Consider the following 15,265-nt stretch of genomic DNA (forward strand, 5'->3'; position numbering starts at 1 on the left):
CGAAATTCCCGGCCCCCGTTGAGGAACACACGCGGAGGCTCCGACTCGTCCACGTTCCGGGAAAGCGCATGACCTCCGCGGAATCCGGCGGGACGGCAGTCCTCCCTGCCGTGGCTGTCGCTGCCGATGTCTTGGACGAATTACGTGCCTGGGCGGTGCTCGGCAGGTCCGCGGATTTCCCCTACGCTCTGGTTCTCGGGCATCTGCGGTCGGTCGGCAAGCATTTCCTGGACGCCGAACTCCTTCGCCTGTTGGACGAGATACGTAGTTCGGTGGCCGAGTCGGAGTCAGGGGCCGTAGGCCGCGACGGGTCGTCTTTCCTGCACAGGTTCCTCGATGTCGTCCTCGACAAGCACGACGACCGCTACGACTACCCCAGTTACACCGCCCTGTCCCTGCTCACGCGGCCCGCGCCGACCGACCGGCACGAGGCGCTCCGCTCACGCGACGAAGTGGTGCTGCTCCTGCTTGCTGATCTCCTGCGGTTCGAGGAGCGGGCGTCGACGGACACCCCGGACGCACCGCACGACATGCCGCCGTCACCCGAACTCATCGCCAAGCGCGCCCGGTTGGCCGTACGGGTGATGGAGCCCGCCGCCCTGCGCGCGCTGCCGTCGGGAGTCGTGGACGCCGCCGCCGTCGCCGCGGTCCCCGGCCGTACCCCCGGCGGTCCGCTGGCCGCGGAGATCCTGCGCTCCGCCGCACCGGAGCAGTCCCTGGCCCTGTCGGCCAGCGTGCAGCCGGTGTACGTCCTCCACGACGAGTACCTCTTCCTGCGGACCCTCCAGTCGTTCGAGACCACGTTCACCTTCATGTCGTCCGCCCTTGCCACAGCGGTGCGGCGGCTCGACGACGACCGGCCGCAGGAGTCCGCCGAGCTCGTCGGCACCGTGGCCGATGTCCTCAAGGAATCCCTGCCCCTGTTCTCCCTGCTGGCGACCATGCGGCCCGAAGCCTTCCAGACCTTCCGGACCTTCACCGAAGGCGCGAGCGCCATCCAGTCCGCCGGGTACAAGACCTTCGAGTCGCTGTGCTCCACGCCGAGCCTCGCCCGGCTCGCCTCCTCCGCCTACACCTCCGTGCCCCTGGTGCGCGAGCGGGTGGTGAACGGGCAGGCCACCGTCCAGGGCACCTGGCACGCCCTGATCGCCGAACACCGGCTGGACCCGGCGGACGACGCCGCGCTCAGGGCGGCGGCGGCCCGGCTGGAATCGGTGCACCAGCGGTGGAAGCAGACCCACTACCGCCTGGCCGTGCGGATGATCGGCGAGCGCTCCGGCACCGGATACACGCAGGGTGTGCCCTACCTCGCGGCGGTCCTGGACAACCGGCTGTTCCCTGCCCCGGACCGGCACAGCGCCCTCGTCGGCTGAGCCGGCTCCCCACGCCCACGACCCCCTCGCCCGGAGGCGTTCCCCACGATGAGCAAGCAAGCGCAGCCCGGCAGGCCGGGAACGGCCCGCCGGACGATGAACCCCGAAGAGCGCAACCGCCTCTTCGTTTACGAGTACGACCGGGGCAGCAACTACGAAGAGGACACGCGGCTCACCGCCGCCCTGTCGGCCCTGCTGCCGGAGGACGGGCTCGTCCACCCGGACCAGCGGCTGTTCCAGACGGTGCACCTGATCACCGAGTACGCGTGGTGCGAGATGCACTACGAGATGCGTCGTGCGGCCGAGGGGCTGCGTGAGCGCGACTACCTTCTCGCCGCCCAACTGCTGGAACGCGCCGCCGCGATGGGCGACGTCTCGGTCCGCGCGCTGCAGGCGCTGCTGGACTTCCTGCCGCAGGAGAGTCTGCTGCTGATGCGGGAGACCTTCCCGGAGAACACCACCGGTCTCGACTCGCCCGGCGCCCGCAACCTGCGCCGCGCGGCCACCGCGTTGTGGCAGGAGACGGAGGCCGCCGTCGCCCGCGAGGGGATCGGCGTGCGGGAGCTCATCACGGCTCAGGGCCGCGCCGCGTCGCCGGCCCGCGAGGACCGGGCCCCCGACCTCGCCCTCGTACGGCAGGCGTTGCTGCGGCTCGACGGCGCGGTCGCGGCCTGGAAGCACCATCACCTGCGGCTGGTGTGGTCCCAGCTCGGCGGCCATCCCGAGACCGCCGCGTCCGCGGGCCCGGACACCCGGGAGGACCTGCCCAAGAGCCTGCGCGGCCAGTCCACGGCGGGCGTCCGCGCCATGGCCGAGCGAAGCCTCTTCCCGCGCCTGTGGGACTCCGTGGACGACACCTACCGGGCATTCGTGCCCGACGAGCAGACGCCCGCCTGACCCGGCACCCGCCTGACCCGATACCCGCCTGACCCGATACCTGCCTGCCCCGGCACCTGCCTGCCCCGGTGCCCGCCTGCCCCGATCCCGCACGCCCCACCCCTGCCTGACCCGACACCCGCCTGTGCAGACACCTGCCTGTGCGGCCCGGACGAAGTACGGAAGGACACGACTGCCGTGACGGCGACCGAATCCGAGACACGCGGAACCGGTGAGCTCACCGCCCTGGTGCGCAAGGCCTGGGCCGACGCACTCGGACACGACGAATTCACCGACGGAGACCACTTCTTCCAGGTCGGCGGCCACTCCCTGGGCGCCCTCCACGTGGTCAGGGACCTGGGCGCGGAGCTGGGCCGGAAGATCTCGGTGCGGGTCCTCTTCCGCAACCCCACGGTGGGCGGGCTGGCGCAGGCGATCGCGGCCGACGCGTCGGAGGTGCGCCCGTGAGCGGCCGCCCGGCGAGGCTGCCGGTCTCGGCCGCCCAGACGGAGATCTGGCTCGCGGACCGCTGCGAGCCGGAGTCGGGCCGCTACAACGTGCCGGTGGCCCTGGAGTTCCTCGGCGACCTCGACGTCCGGGCCCTGCGGCGGGCGCTGTCCGACCTGCTCGCCCGGCGACCCGAACTGGCCGGCCGCTTCGACGCCGAGGACGGGGACCTGTGCTTCCGCCCGGAGCCGACGGCGCCGCTTCCGCTGAGCGTCGTACGGCGGTCCGGCTCATGCCGCTCCGACGCGGCGCGCCAGGAGGCGGTCCGGGCGGCGCAGCGGCCCCTCGACCCGAGCGGCGCGCCCCTGCTGCGCGCCGAGGTGCTGCACCACGACGACGGCGCCCTGATCGTGCTGACGGTGCATCACATCGTCGCCGACGGGCGCACCTTGGACGTCATCGCGGCCGACGTCCTCGCCGCGTACCGCGTCCATGCTTCCGCCGGCGAGTCCGCCACCGCGGACGCTTCCGTCGAACCGACGCGGCCCACCGCGACACACGTCACGGAAGCCACGGACGCGGAGCGCGCACCGGCCCCGTACTGGCGTGACCTGCTCGCCGACGACCCCGTCACCCTCGGCCCGCTGCCCGATCTGGTCCGCGGCGAGCAGCAGCTGCGGGGTACGGCCGGCTGGGTCGAGCGCACCCTGTCCGCGGAACGCCTCACGGCCGTACGCGACCTCGCCGTCGCGCGATCCGTGTCGCCCGCCGTGGTGCTGCTGGCCGCGTGGAGCCTGCTGCTGCACGCCTGGTCCGGCGAGCAGGACGGCGTCCTGGGCATGCCGTTCGCCGGCCGTGACGCGCCGGGCGCCGAGGACGCGGTGGGCCTGTTCACCCGGGTGCTGCCGGTCCGCAGCCGCATGGCCGCCGACGAGCAGTTCGGCGCCCACGCCCAGCGCCTGGGCGAGCAGGTGCTCGACTCCATGGAGGCGCTCGCCGACGGCGGACCGCCGCCGCCCGCGGCCACGCCCGCGTACCGGGCGGTGTTTCTGCACCAGCCCCGTACCGGCGGCGCCCAGGAGGTGCCCGGAGCCGTCGTGCGCGTGGTGCACCTGGACACCGCCTCGGCGAAGTACGACCTCGCCCTGGCCGCCCTGGAGTACGCCGACCGGCTGGTCCTGCGCGTCGACTACGACACCAGCCTGTACACCGAGACCTCCGCCGCGTTGATGGCCCGGCAGCTCGACGCGCTGCTCTCGGCCGCCGGACGCTCGGGCGCCCGCTGCGGGGAGCTGCTCGCCGCTCTGGCCGAAGCACCCGCGGGCGACGGTCCGGCTCCGGACGCCGAGGAGACCGCCGCGCGACCGAGCGTGCCCGACCTGGTCCTGCGGGCGGCCCGCCGCGCCCCCGACGCCGTCGCCGTCGTGCACGGCGAACACGTCCTCACCTACCGCTCCCTGACCGAAGCGGCGGCGCGCGCCGCGCACTGGCTCCGGTCCGAAGCCGGCGTCCGCGAAGGTGACCTGGTCGCCCTGGCGCTGCGGCCCGGTGCGCACACGATCACCGCGATGCTGGCCGTCGCCATGGCCGGGGCCGCCTATCTGCCGCTCGACCCCGACCATCCCGACGCCCGGCTGCGGCTGGTCCTGGACGACGCCCGTCCCCGGCTGCTGATCGCCGAGCCGGCCGGCACCGGCGGGGCGCCGGACGGACTGCCCGTCCACACCACGCAGGACATCGCCCGCGCGTCCGCCGCCCTGCCGGGCACGCCGCCCGTCGTCGGCATCCGCCCGGAGAGCGTGTTCAACGTCCTCTACACCTCCGGCTCCACGGGTCGCCCCAAGGGCGTCCTGCTGCACCACGGCGGTGTGGTGCGCCTGATGCACCGGCCGGACTTCCTGCCGCTCGGACCCGACGACACCGTCTCGCACCTCTCCCCGCTCAACTTCGACGGCGCGACCTACGAGATCTGGGGCGCCCTCACGCACGGCGCACGGCTGGCCGTACTCGACAAGGAACTCGTCCTCGACCCGCCCGCCCTGCGCACGGCCGTCCGCGACCTGGGCGTGACGACTCTGCTGGTCACCACGCCGCTGCTCAACCGCATCATCGAGGACGCGCCCGACCTCCTCCAGACGCTGCGGCGGGTGTACTTCGGCGGTGAGCTGGTCTCCGTCCCGCACCTGCGCAAGGCGCTGCGCTGGGCCCGCCCGGGGACCCTGCTGCACAGCTACGGCCCCACGGAGAACTCCTTCACCTCGACCTGGTGCCCGGTCGAGGAGGTGGCCGAGGCGGCCCGCACCCTGTCCATCGGCGCACCGGTGCCCGGGACCCGCGCCCACGTCGTCTTCGAGGAAACGCTCGTCCCCGCGCCGCCGTACATGCCCGGCGAACTCGTCCTCGGCGGTGACGGCGTGGCCCTCGGCTACCTGGGCGACTCCGCCCGCACCGCCGAGCGGTTCTGGGCCGACCCGTTCGGCGACGAGCCGGGCGGCAGGCTCTACCGCACCGGTGACCGGGTGCGCTGGACCGCCGACGGCCGGCTGGAGTTCATCGGGCGGGCCGACAACCAGATCAAGATCAGGAGCCAGCGGGTCGAGCTCGGCGAGGTCGAGTCCGCCCTGCGCGCCCACCCGGACGTCACCGCGGCCTTCGTCACCAGCCGCCGCAACGACCGGGACGAGAAGGAGATCGTCGGCTACGCGGTGCTCGCCAGGCCCGGAGTCCGGACCGAGGTCATGCGCCATCTGCGCGCGAGCCTGCCGGCGTTCGCCGTCCCCTCCCACCTGCTCGCCCTCGACGAGCTGCCGCTCACCCCCAACGGCAAGATCGACCGGCGGCGACTGCCCCGCCCCGAGGACAGCGCGGCGTCGCCGGTCCCGTCACCGGCGCGAGGGGAGACCCGTGACGCCGCCGCCCCCGCGACCGGCCTCCACGAGGCGGTCCGCGGCGCTTGGCAAGAGGTGCTGGGTGAACGTGCCTTCGGCCCCGACGACAACTTCTTCGACGTGGGCGGGCACTCGCTCCTCCTGGTCCGGCTCCAGGCGGCGCTGCGCCGCGCCACCGGGACCGGGCCGTCCATCGGCGACCTGCTGCGCCACACCACCGTCCGGTCGCAGACCCGCCTGGTCGGCGGCGACGCGGGCGACACCCCGCGTCCGGCCGCCGCGCGCCGCACGGCCCGGCCCGTGTCCCGGCCCGACGACGACGCCGTCGCGGTCGTCGGCATGGGCGCGCGGTTCGCCGGCTCCGCCGACCTGGCCGCCTTCTGGGACAACCTGCGCACCGGACGGGACTGCTTCTCCGAGGGGCCCGGGCCGCTGATCACCGAACTGCCCGGCGGGCAGCGGCGGGTGGCGCGCTGGGGCATGGTCGCCGAGGGCACCCGCTACGACGCCGACTTCCTCGGCTTCAGCGAGGAGGACCTGCGCCACGGTGACCCTCAGCAGGGAGTGCTGCACGAGGTGCTGTGGTCGGCCGTCGAGGACGCCTCCCTGCGGCTGTCCGACATCGCCTCCCGCACCAGCCTCTACGCGGGCTGCGCCAAGGTCCTCGACACCGACCCCGAGGCCCGGGTGGACGACGTCGTCAACGCCGACCCCACCTTCGTCGCCTCCCGCTTCGCCTACCTGCACGACCTGTGGGGCGAGGCGCTGTTGCTGGACACCGCCTGCTCCACCGGCCTGTACGCCGTCCACCTCGCCTGCCGCAGTCTGCTCACCGGCAGCAGCGACTACGCCCTCGCCGGCGCGGTCTCCCTCGACCCGGCCTCCGACGGCAGCTACCGCCACCGTCCGGGGTTCCTCTACGCCGACGACGGCATGTGCCGGCCCTTCGACCGGCGCGCCTCCGGAACCGTGGGCGGCTTCGGCGCCGGAGCGGTGCTGCTCCGGCGCCTCGCCGACGCCGAACGCGACGGTGACCCGGTGTACGCGGTGATCCGGGGGAGCGCGGTCAACAACGACGGCAAGGCGCGCATCGGTTACTCCGCACCCGGCGTCGAAGGCCAGTCGCGGGTCATCCGCGAGGCCCTGGCGGCCGCCGGTGTCGCCGGCGCCGACATCGGCTTCGTCGAGGCCCACGGCACCGGGACCCGGCTCGGCGACGCCATCGAGATGACGGCCCTCGCCGACGCGCTCGGGCGGACGGGCCCGCCGGTCGCCGTCGGATCGGTCAAGGCGTCGATCGGGCACTGCAACACCGCCGCCGGCATCGCCGGACTCATCAAGGCCGTGCTCGCCGTCCACCACGGGCACCTGCCCGCCACGCCCAATGTCGCCGAGCCCATCGACGAACTGGGCGCCGACAGCCGCCTGTCCCTGCTGAGCGAGGGCCGCGCCTGGACCGAGCGGACGGACCGGCCGCGCACGGCCGGTGTCAGCTCCTTCGGCGTGGGCGGCACCAACGCCCACGTGGTGGTGCAGCAGCACCGGGCCGCGTCGGCGGCAGCCGTCCTCCCGCAGCCGGAAAGGGTGTGACCCGCGAAATGAACCGACCCCTGCCCCTGACGGACCTCCCGCGTGTGCTGGCCCTGTCCGCCCGGGACCCCGAGTCCCTGGCCGAGACGCGCGCCCGCCTGGCCGGGTGGCTGGAGAACACGCCGGACGCCGACCTCGACGACGTGGCCCTGACCCTCGGGACGGGCCGTGAACGCTTCCCGTGCCGGTACGCCGTCACCGGTGACTCGGCCGCCGAGGCCGCCGCGCTGCTCGCGGACGTCGGCGCCCCGGCGGACCCGGACCCGGCGCCCGTGCGGGCCCCCGGCGACGGGCCCCTCCTCCTGCTCGACGGCACGACGCTCACCTCGGCATCCGTGGACCTCCCCGAGGTGGCCGACGCCCTGCGGCTCGCTCGGGAACACGCCGACGACGTCGAGGCGGCCCGAACCGTCGCCGTCCTGTACGGCCTGACGGCCTGGCTGAGGGCCCGCGGCGTGACCCCGTGTGCCGTGCGCGGAACGGGAGCCGGCGCTCTCGCCGCCGCGGCGGCACGCGGTGACCTCGCCCTGCCGGACGCCCTGTCGGCCGCCGCCGCGGGCACCCCGGGCCCCGACGAAGCCCTCCCCGACGAAGACCTCCCCGAGGAGGGGCACACCGGAGCACCCGTCGTCGTGATCGGCGCACCCCGGCCGGACGCGCTGGACCAGCTCACCCTCGACCCACTCACCCTCGACCCGGCCGACGGCACCACGTACGCGCGGCTGCTCGCCGAACTGTGGCGGCGCGGCTACGAGGTCGACACCTCGCTGGGCCGCCCCGGCCGCCGGGTCCGGCTGCCCGGACACCCGTTCCGACGCCGCGAACCGGGCGGCCCCGCGCCGGCCGACGCGGCTCCCACCCGCCCGCTCACGCCGTACGAACAGCGCTGGCTGTTCTACGACCTGGTACGGCACGGCTCCTCCGGCGACCACAACGTGGCCGTCGCGACCGTCGTACCGGGACCGCCGCCCGCGCCCGACGCCCTGAGCGCCGCCTTCGCCGAACTCCAGCGCAGGCACCCGGCCCTGCGCACCGTCTTCAGCGAACCGGGCGGGCGCTGGCGGGCCCGCACCCTGCCCACCCCGGACGCCCGTCCCGCCCCCCTCGTCCCCGACCACGACGCCGGGCCGGAGCACCTGCGGGAGGCGGTGCTGGACGCGGCCCGACAGCCGCTCCCCCTGCGCGACACGCCGTTGGTGCGCTGCTGCTCCCGAGGCGGACCCGCCCACTGGGCACTGGCCCTGGCCGTCTACGAACCGCTCACCGCCACGCTCGACCCCCGGCGCCTGCTCGACGAACTCGTCGGCCTGGTGGGCGCCTACGCCCCGCCGACGCAACCCCAACCCGCCTGACACCGAACGGACATCGCCATGACGCTCCTGCACACCCCGCCCGACGCGCTGCCCGCCGACTGGTACGGCGCCGCGCCCGCCCCGATCGGCGTCGACCAGGCCTTCAACGGCTACGTCGCCGCAACCGTCGTACACACCCTCGACCGGCTCGGCGTCTGGGACCGGCTGGCCGTCGAACCCCGCCTGGACATCACGGACTTCGTGCGCTCCGCCGGGCCCGCCGTCCGCGAGCGCGTCCTCCGCGAGGTACTGCGCGCCGCGGCCGTGTGCGGCTGGCTGCGGCTGGAGGACGACGGCGACACCGCGGTCCTCACCGACGCCGGACGCGAGACGCTCCGTATGCGCGGCTACTTCACCTGGGCGGTCGGCGGCTACAGCGACGTCTTCTCCGGCGCCGCCCGACTGGCCACCGGCGAGGCCACGTTCGGCGACACCCTGCTGCGCGACGAGGCGATGGTCGCCCTCGGCTCCGGCCAGAACGACCGCTCCTTCATGTCCACCACCCTCGACGACGTCCTCGACGGCATCGACTTCCGCACCCTCGCCGACCTCGGCAGCGGCATCTCCGCCCGGGTCAGCCGGGTCGTCGGCGCCCGGCCCGGCACCCGCGGCCTCGGCCTGGACATCAGCGGCCCCGCCACCGAACTCGGCCACCGCACCATCGCCGAGGCAGGCCTTCAGGACCGGGTCCGCGCGATCCGCGCCGACGTGCTCGACGTGTGTCACCGCGAGGCGCACCGCGACGCCATCGCCGAGGTGGACACCGTGATGAGCTTCTTCCTGCTGCACGACCTGCTCGCCGACCCCGCCACCCGCCCGCACCTGTTCACCCGGCTGCGCGAGGCGTTCCCGGCCGCCCGGACCTTCGTCCTCGCCGACACCATGCTCCGCCCCGAGGCCGAGGGCTCCGCCACCCTGCCGGTGTTCTCCCTCGGCTACGAACTCGCGCACGCGCTCATGGGCGTACCGCTGCACACCAAGGAGACCTACGAGGACCTGTTCGCGTCCGCCGGCCTCCACCCGGTCCGCACGGTTCCCTTCGGCACCCCGCACTCGTGGCTGTACGTCCTGGAAGCGCGGTGAGCGCCAACCCCCTCGCGGTCCTGCGCGCGTTCTCCCCGCGCACCCGGGCCGTGCTGGCGGTCAACGCGGTCAACTCCTTCGGCGGGGGCCTGGTCCTGCCGTTCCTCTGGATCTACCTGGACCAGGTCCGCGGCCTGGCGTCCTGGATCCCCGCCGCCACCCTCGCCGTCCAGGCCGCCACCGCCGTCGTCGGCGGCCTCGCCTGGGGCGCCGTCCTGGACCGGCTCGCGCCGCGCACCGTCGTCACGCTGGTGATGTGCGTCGCCGGCCTGGGCACCGGCCTGTACGCCTTCGTCACCTCGGCGCCGGCCGCGCTCACCGCCGCCGTCGTGTACGGGCTCGGCATCAGCGGCGTGGGCACGGTCCTGCGCTATCTGTACGCCGGGGCGGCCACGGCCCGCGAGCGCGGGCTCGCCTTCTCGGCCGACTACGCCGTGTTCAACGCGATGACCGGACTCGGCGTCCTCGTCGGCGGCCTGGTCGCCGCCTCGGGACCGGGGTCCCGCGCCGCCCGCTTCACGGCCCTCTACCTCGCCGACGGCGCGACCTTCCTGGCCGCCGGCGCGGCCTTCCTCCTGCTGCTGCCGCGCATCGAACGCGGCGGCGGGAAGACGGCGCCGACGGGACCGGCCGGCTACCGCGAGGTGCTGGGACAGCGGGCCCTCGCGGTGCTGCTGGCCACGGTGACCCTGTGTTCGCTGGTGTCGTACGGGCAGCTCAGGTCCGGGCTGCCCGGCTATCTCACGGCCGACGGCGCGGTGGGCCCGGAGGGACTGTCCGGCACCTTCGCCGTGAACGTCGTCGTCGCCGTCCTCACCCAGGTGGTCCTCGGCGAGCGCGTCCAGCGGGTGCGGCGCAGCACCGTGCTGTCCCTCACCGGCCTCCTGTGGGCGGCGGCCTGGGCCCTCGTGCTGGTCGCGGGCCGTCAGCACGGCACCGCCGCGACCGTCACGGCCATGGCCGGGGTGCTGCTGCTGTCGGTGGGCGAGGCCCTGGTGTTCCCCGTGGTCACCGGGCTCCTCAACGACCTCGCCGGGGAACGCGCCCGGGGCCGGGTCAACGCCATGCTGTCGGTGGCCGTCTCCACCGGCTCGGTGGCCGGTCCCCTCCTCGCCGGGGCCACGCTCCCGCTCGCCGACGGTCTGCCGCTGGTCGTCGCCCTGATCGTCGTCTGCGCCGCCGTCGCCCTCGTGGGACCGGCACTGCGCCGCACCCTGCCGGCCGACGCCGACCTGCCCGAACCGGCACCGGAAGCCGAGGCCGACGAACCCGCGGCCGCCGACACCGGATCCGCACCCGTCACCGCCGCCAGCGGCGCCTAGGAGGTAACCGTCATGCAGCACTGGCCACTGAGCGGCATCACCGTGCGCACCCCGCTCGTCGAACTGCGCTGGCCGTCCCCGCAGGACCTCGACGCGCTCGCCGCACTGGGCGCCGAGGGCGTGCACGCGCCCGGCTTCATGCCCTTCTTCTCGCAGTGGACGGACGGCGATCCGGCCGCCGTCGCCCGCCGGGTCCTCCAGCGCCACTGGAACGCCATGGCCCACTGGAGCCCCGACGACTGGACGCTGTACCTGGTGGTGGCGCACGACGGCGAGGTGGTGGGCTCCCAGTCACTGGGCGCACGCGACTTCGCGGTGACCCGCGAGGTGCTCCTGACCTCCTGGCTGGGCCTGCGCCACCAAGGCCTGGGACTGGGCGGCCAGGCCCGCGCCGCCATCCTGGAACTGGCCTTCGGCGGCCTCGGCGCACAGGACGCCTTCTCCGTCGTCCGGCGGGAGAACACCGCCTCGCAGGCCGTGTGCCGCAAGTTCGGCTTCGCCCACGACGGCACGCAGATCAACGCCGTACGCGGACTGCGCGCCGTCAGCGACCGCTACCGGCTGCGCCGGGCGGACTGGGAGGCGTCACGCGTGATCCCCGCGGAGATCGGAGGCCTGGAGCCGGCGCTCGGCATGTTCGGCGTCGAGGCCACGCCGGGCGCCCCCGCGGCCACCGCGCTGTCCGCCGCCCTCTCCGGGGTGCGCTACGCGCCCGACCCCGACCACGTCGACGCCTGAGGACGGCCGGCCATGCCACGCCCCGTGATCGCCGTCGTCTACGACTTCGGCTCCGTCGCCCCCGCGGACATCGTGGACCGGCTCGAACCGCTCGGTGACATCGTCCTCGCCGTGTGCCGCTCGGCCCACACCGAAGACGTCGCCCCGCTGCTGGCCGACCTGGCGCCGGTCGTCGCCGTGGGCGGTGACAGCGCACCCGCCCTCGACGAAGCCGCCGCGCGGCTCGCGGCCCACCGTCCCGACGCCGTGCTCACCTTCAGCGAGCGCCGGCTCGCCACGACGGCGGGACTCGCCGAGCGGCTCGGGCTGCCGTACCACGACGCCGACACCGTACGGCTGTTGACGGACAAGCACGAGCAGCGGCGCAGGCTCCGTGAGCGGGGCGTGGACCCCGTGCGGACCGGGCTCCTGCGCACCCCGCGGGACTGGGCGCCCGCGCTCGCGGCGGTGGGGCTGCCCGCGGTCCTCAAGCCGGTGCGCGGCGAGGGCAGCCGCAGCACCCATCCGGTGTGGGACGCGGACACCGGCGCCGCGCTCGCGGCAGAACTGCTGACCGGCCCGGACGCCGAGGAGGCCCTCGTCCTGGAGGAGTACCTCGTGGGCGTCGACCGTGCCCCGTTCGGCGACCACGTCTCCGTGGAGAGCGCGGTGGTGGACGGCCGGGTCACGCACTGGGCGGTGACCGGGAAGTTCCCGCTGGCCCCGCCGTTCCGCGAGGTCGGCCACTACTGGCCGGCACCGCTCGCCGACACCGAACGGGCGGCGGTGCTCGATCTGGCCGGCCGCGCGGTCGAGGCGCTCGGACTGCGCACCGGCATCACCCACACCGAGGTCAAACTGACCGCTCGCGGACCCCGGCTGATCGAGGTCAACGGCAGGCTGGGCGGATTCCAGAGCGGCCTCGGCCGGCTGGCGGGCGGACTGGACCCGGTGGCACTGGCGGGACGACTGGCGCTGGGCGGCCCCGCCCCCGAGACCTGGGCGCCGCAGGAGCGGGTGGTGTACGCCCGTGCGGTCCCGGCCCCCACCGAGGGCGGCCTGCTGACCGGTGTGCACGGGGTCGCGGACGCGCTCGCCGCGCCCGGCCTCGACGGCTACGAGACCCGCGTGCGGCCCGGCACCCGGCTCGCACCCGGCGTCGGCACCGCCGAGCTGGCCGTGCTGTGGGGCACGGCCGACGACCACGCCGCCATGCTCACCGCCCTGGACCAAGCCCTCGACGCCCTCACCTACACCTTCACCGACGCCCCCGACGCCCCCGACGCCCCCGACGCAGCGGACTCGCGCACCGTGCGCGCCCGCGACCTGGCCGGCCACGGCCCGCTCACCCACCTCGACCGATGAAAGGCCCCCCGATGACCACCGAGACGCCGACGCCGACGTCCACGTCCACGTCCGCCCCGGCCCCGCGAGCGGCAGGCGCCGAGATCCGCACCGACATCCCCCGGTTCCTGCCGGTGGCCGGCCACCACGCACCGGCGCCCTTCTACCTGACGGCCGACATGTTCGGCGGCGTCCCCGTCGAGCTGGCCGGCGGCCCCATCGACCACCTGGTCGGCAAGCCGGTCGCCGATCCCCACCGGCACGAGGTCGACGAGATCTACTTCCTGGTCTCGCCCCACCCCGGCGGCGCCCGCATCGAGGTCCTCGTCGACGGCGACCGGCACGAGCTGACCTCGCCCGCTCTGCTGCGCGTCCCCGCAGGCGCCGAGCACCGCTTCCTCACCCTGGAGGCCGAGCCCGGCAGTTACTGCTTCGGTCTGCTGCTCGGCGGCGGACGATGACCGCCCCGGCCCTCCCGCGCACCCCGCCCGGCGCGCCCGTGCGCCTCCACCTCAGCGAGAGCCCGTACGGCCCCAGCCCGCACGCCCTGGCCGCCGCCCACCGGGCCGTCGACGACACCGGGACCTATCCCGACCCCGCCCGCGCCGCGCCCGCCCAGGCCGTCGCCGAACTGCTGGGCGTCCGGCCGGACCAGGTCGCCGTCGCCAACGGCAGCGACGAGCTGGTCCTGCTCACCGCGCTGTGCCTGGGCGACCGTCAGCGCCCCGGGATCACCACCGCGGGCACCTTCCCCGGCTACCGGATCTGCCTGGAGAACGTCGGGCGCGGCTGCCGCGAGGTTCCCATGGACGGCGTCGACGCGCTGGCCGACGCCTTCGACGGCGCGGGCGTGGCGTACGTGTGCAACCCGCACAACCCCTCCGGGGGCGCCCTGGACCGGGCCGCGTTCGACCTCCTCGTCGAACGGGCGACCGCCACCGGCACCCCCCTCGTGGTCGACGAGGCCTACCTGGACTTCGCGCCGCCCGGCACGCCCCAGGTCCTCGACTACCTGGGCACCGGCGCTCCCGTGCTGGCGCTGCGCACCTTCTCCAAGGCGCACGGGCTGGCCGGGCTGCGCATCGGCTACGCCGTGGGTCGCGCCGACCTCGTGGGCCGGCTGCGCGAGGTGCAGGGCAGCATGCCGTTCAGCGTCAACCGGGCCGCCCAGGCGGCCGCCGTGGCCGCGCTCGCCGACCACGACCACCTGGAGCGGGTACGGCGGGGCAACGCCCTGGCCCGTGAGCGGTTCCGGGCCGAACTGGCCGTCCGGGGGCGCGGGGCGCTGCCGTCGGTGACCAACTTCCTCGCCGTGCCGGTGCCCGACTCCGCGCGGGCCGAACGGCTGTTGGAGCGCGACCACGGCATCCTCGTCCGCGACGCGGGCCGCTTCGGACTCGACGGGTACCTACGGATCTCCATCGGCGGGGCCACGGACCTCGAACGCCTCCTCGACGCCCTCGACATCGTCGCCCCCGTCACCGACCGCGTCACCGCGCCCGGGGCGACGCCGCCCTCGCGCGCGACCGCACAGGAGCATCCGTGACGCGAGTGATCGCTCTCGACACCGACCGCCTGCGACTGCGGGAGGTGCTGCCGGCCGAGGCCCTGGAAGTGCGGGAGGGCCGGCCCGGCGGACTTGACTGGCTGGGCGGCGCCCCAGGGGAGGGCTCGCGGGAGGCGGCGGGGCTGCTCGCCGACGCACACGCGGCCGGATCGCACCGGCCCGGCTGGGGCATGTACGTGCTCGTCCGCGGCGAGGACGGCCTCGTCGTCGGCGCCATGGGATTCCAGGGTCCGCCGACCGGCGGACACGTCGAGATCGGCTTCGACCTGCACCCGGACGCCCGCGGCCGCGGCTACGCGACCGAGGCCCTGGCCGCGCTCGCCCGCCGGGCGCTGGACGACTCGGGCGTCGACACGGTCATCGCCACGACCACGCACACCAACACCTCCTCCCAACGCGTCATGGAACGGGCCGGCTTCACCCGCCGCCCCGATCGCGACGGACAGCTCGTCTACACCCTCACCACCTGACCGACCCCCACCCGCACTTCATCAGGCGCCGATCTGCACCCGTTCCGGCGCCGATCCGCACCCCGATCCGGCCCCGCCCCGCATCCGATCCGCACCCGACCGAGCGGCAGCCCGCATCCCATCCAGCAGCGCCGGCCGCACCCGACCCAGCGGTCGCCCGCACCCGACCCAGCGGTCGCCCGCATCCGACCCGGCGGTCGCCCGCACCTGATTCGGTGCCGCCCGACGCCGATCCG

General features: G+C 75.0%; 12 protein-coding genes. All 12 read left to right on the forward strand.

All coding sequences use genetic code 11. The annotated features are described in order from the left end of the window. Positions 1-131 precede the first annotated feature (131 nt). Entirely contained in the window at positions 132-1,373 is a 1,242-nt protein-coding gene (locus tag ACIRPU_RS35530; protein ID WP_403874788.1) for a tryptophan 2,3-dioxygenase, read from the forward strand. A gap of 48 nt (positions 1,374-1,421) precedes the next feature. Next, complete coding sequence (locus ACIRPU_RS35535; RefSeq protein WP_403874790.1) at positions 1,422-2,270, forward strand: hypothetical protein; 849 nt, start codon at positions 1,422-1,424, stop codon at positions 2,268-2,270. A gap of 177 nt (positions 2,271-2,447) precedes the next feature. Then, positions 2,448-2,717 carry an acyl carrier protein gene (locus tag ACIRPU_RS35540; RefSeq protein ID WP_403874792.1) on the forward strand — a complete coding sequence of 90 codons (270 nt, stop codon included), beginning with the start codon at positions 2,448-2,450 and terminating at the stop codon, positions 2,715-2,717. After that, positions 2,714-7,174: an amino acid adenylation domain-containing protein gene (locus tag ACIRPU_RS35545; protein WP_403874794.1), complete on the forward strand. Its 4,461-nt coding sequence runs from the start codon at positions 2,714-2,716 to the stop codon at positions 7,172-7,174. Before ACIRPU_RS35540 ends, ACIRPU_RS35545 begins: the two co-directional genes overlap by 4 nt. Before the next feature lie 8 nt (positions 7,175-7,182). Beyond that, positions 7,183-8,526 carry a hypothetical protein gene (locus ACIRPU_RS35550; RefSeq protein WP_403874796.1) on the forward strand — a complete coding sequence of 448 codons (1,344 nt, stop codon included), beginning with the start codon at positions 7,183-7,185 and terminating at the stop codon, positions 8,524-8,526. 18 nt (positions 8,527-8,544) lie between these two features. After that, the gene (locus ACIRPU_RS35555) at positions 8,545-9,609 is read left to right on the forward strand and encodes a methyltransferase (RefSeq protein WP_403874798.1); all 1,065 of its coding nucleotides are present in this window, start codon (positions 8,545-8,547) and stop codon (positions 9,607-9,609) included. Continuing rightward, the gene (locus ACIRPU_RS35560; protein WP_403874800.1) at positions 9,606-10,931 is read left to right on the forward strand and encodes an MFS transporter; all 1,326 of its coding nucleotides are present in this window, start codon (positions 9,606-9,608) and stop codon (positions 10,929-10,931) included. The genes ACIRPU_RS35555 and ACIRPU_RS35560 overlap by 4 nt, the downstream gene beginning before the upstream one ends. A 12-nt stretch (positions 10,932-10,943) precedes the next feature. After that, positions 10,944-11,669, forward strand: a complete 726-nt coding sequence (locus ACIRPU_RS35565) for a GNAT family N-acetyltransferase (protein WP_403874802.1) — start codon at positions 10,944-10,946, stop codon at positions 11,667-11,669. A 12-nt stretch (positions 11,670-11,681) separates the two neighbouring features. Next, a complete protein-coding gene (locus ACIRPU_RS35570) occupies positions 11,682-13,013 on the forward strand; it encodes an acetyl-CoA carboxylase biotin carboxylase subunit family protein (protein ID WP_403874804.1) in 1,332 nt (443 codons plus the stop codon). A gap of 11 nt (positions 13,014-13,024) precedes the next feature. Beyond that, positions 13,025-13,453 carry a cupin domain-containing protein gene (locus ACIRPU_RS35575; RefSeq protein ID WP_403874806.1) on the forward strand — a complete coding sequence of 143 codons (429 nt, stop codon included), beginning with the start codon at positions 13,025-13,027 and terminating at the stop codon, positions 13,451-13,453. Then, a complete protein-coding gene (locus tag ACIRPU_RS35580; RefSeq protein WP_403874808.1) occupies positions 13,450-14,538 on the forward strand; it encodes a pyridoxal phosphate-dependent aminotransferase in 1,089 nt (362 codons plus the stop codon). Before ACIRPU_RS35575 ends, ACIRPU_RS35580 begins: the two co-directional genes overlap by 4 nt. After that, positions 14,535-15,029 (forward strand): GNAT family N-acetyltransferase, encoded by a 495-nt coding sequence (locus ACIRPU_RS35585; RefSeq protein ID WP_403874810.1) that lies wholly within the window; start codon positions 14,535-14,537, stop codon positions 15,027-15,029. Before ACIRPU_RS35580 ends, ACIRPU_RS35585 begins: the two co-directional genes overlap by 4 nt. The last annotated feature ends 236 nt before the right edge of the window (positions 15,030-15,265 follow it).

It is taken from the genome of Streptomyces sp. NPDC102259, from assembly GCF_044766465.1.
Lineage (GTDB): Bacteria > Actinomycetota > Actinomycetes > Streptomycetales > Streptomycetaceae > Streptomyces.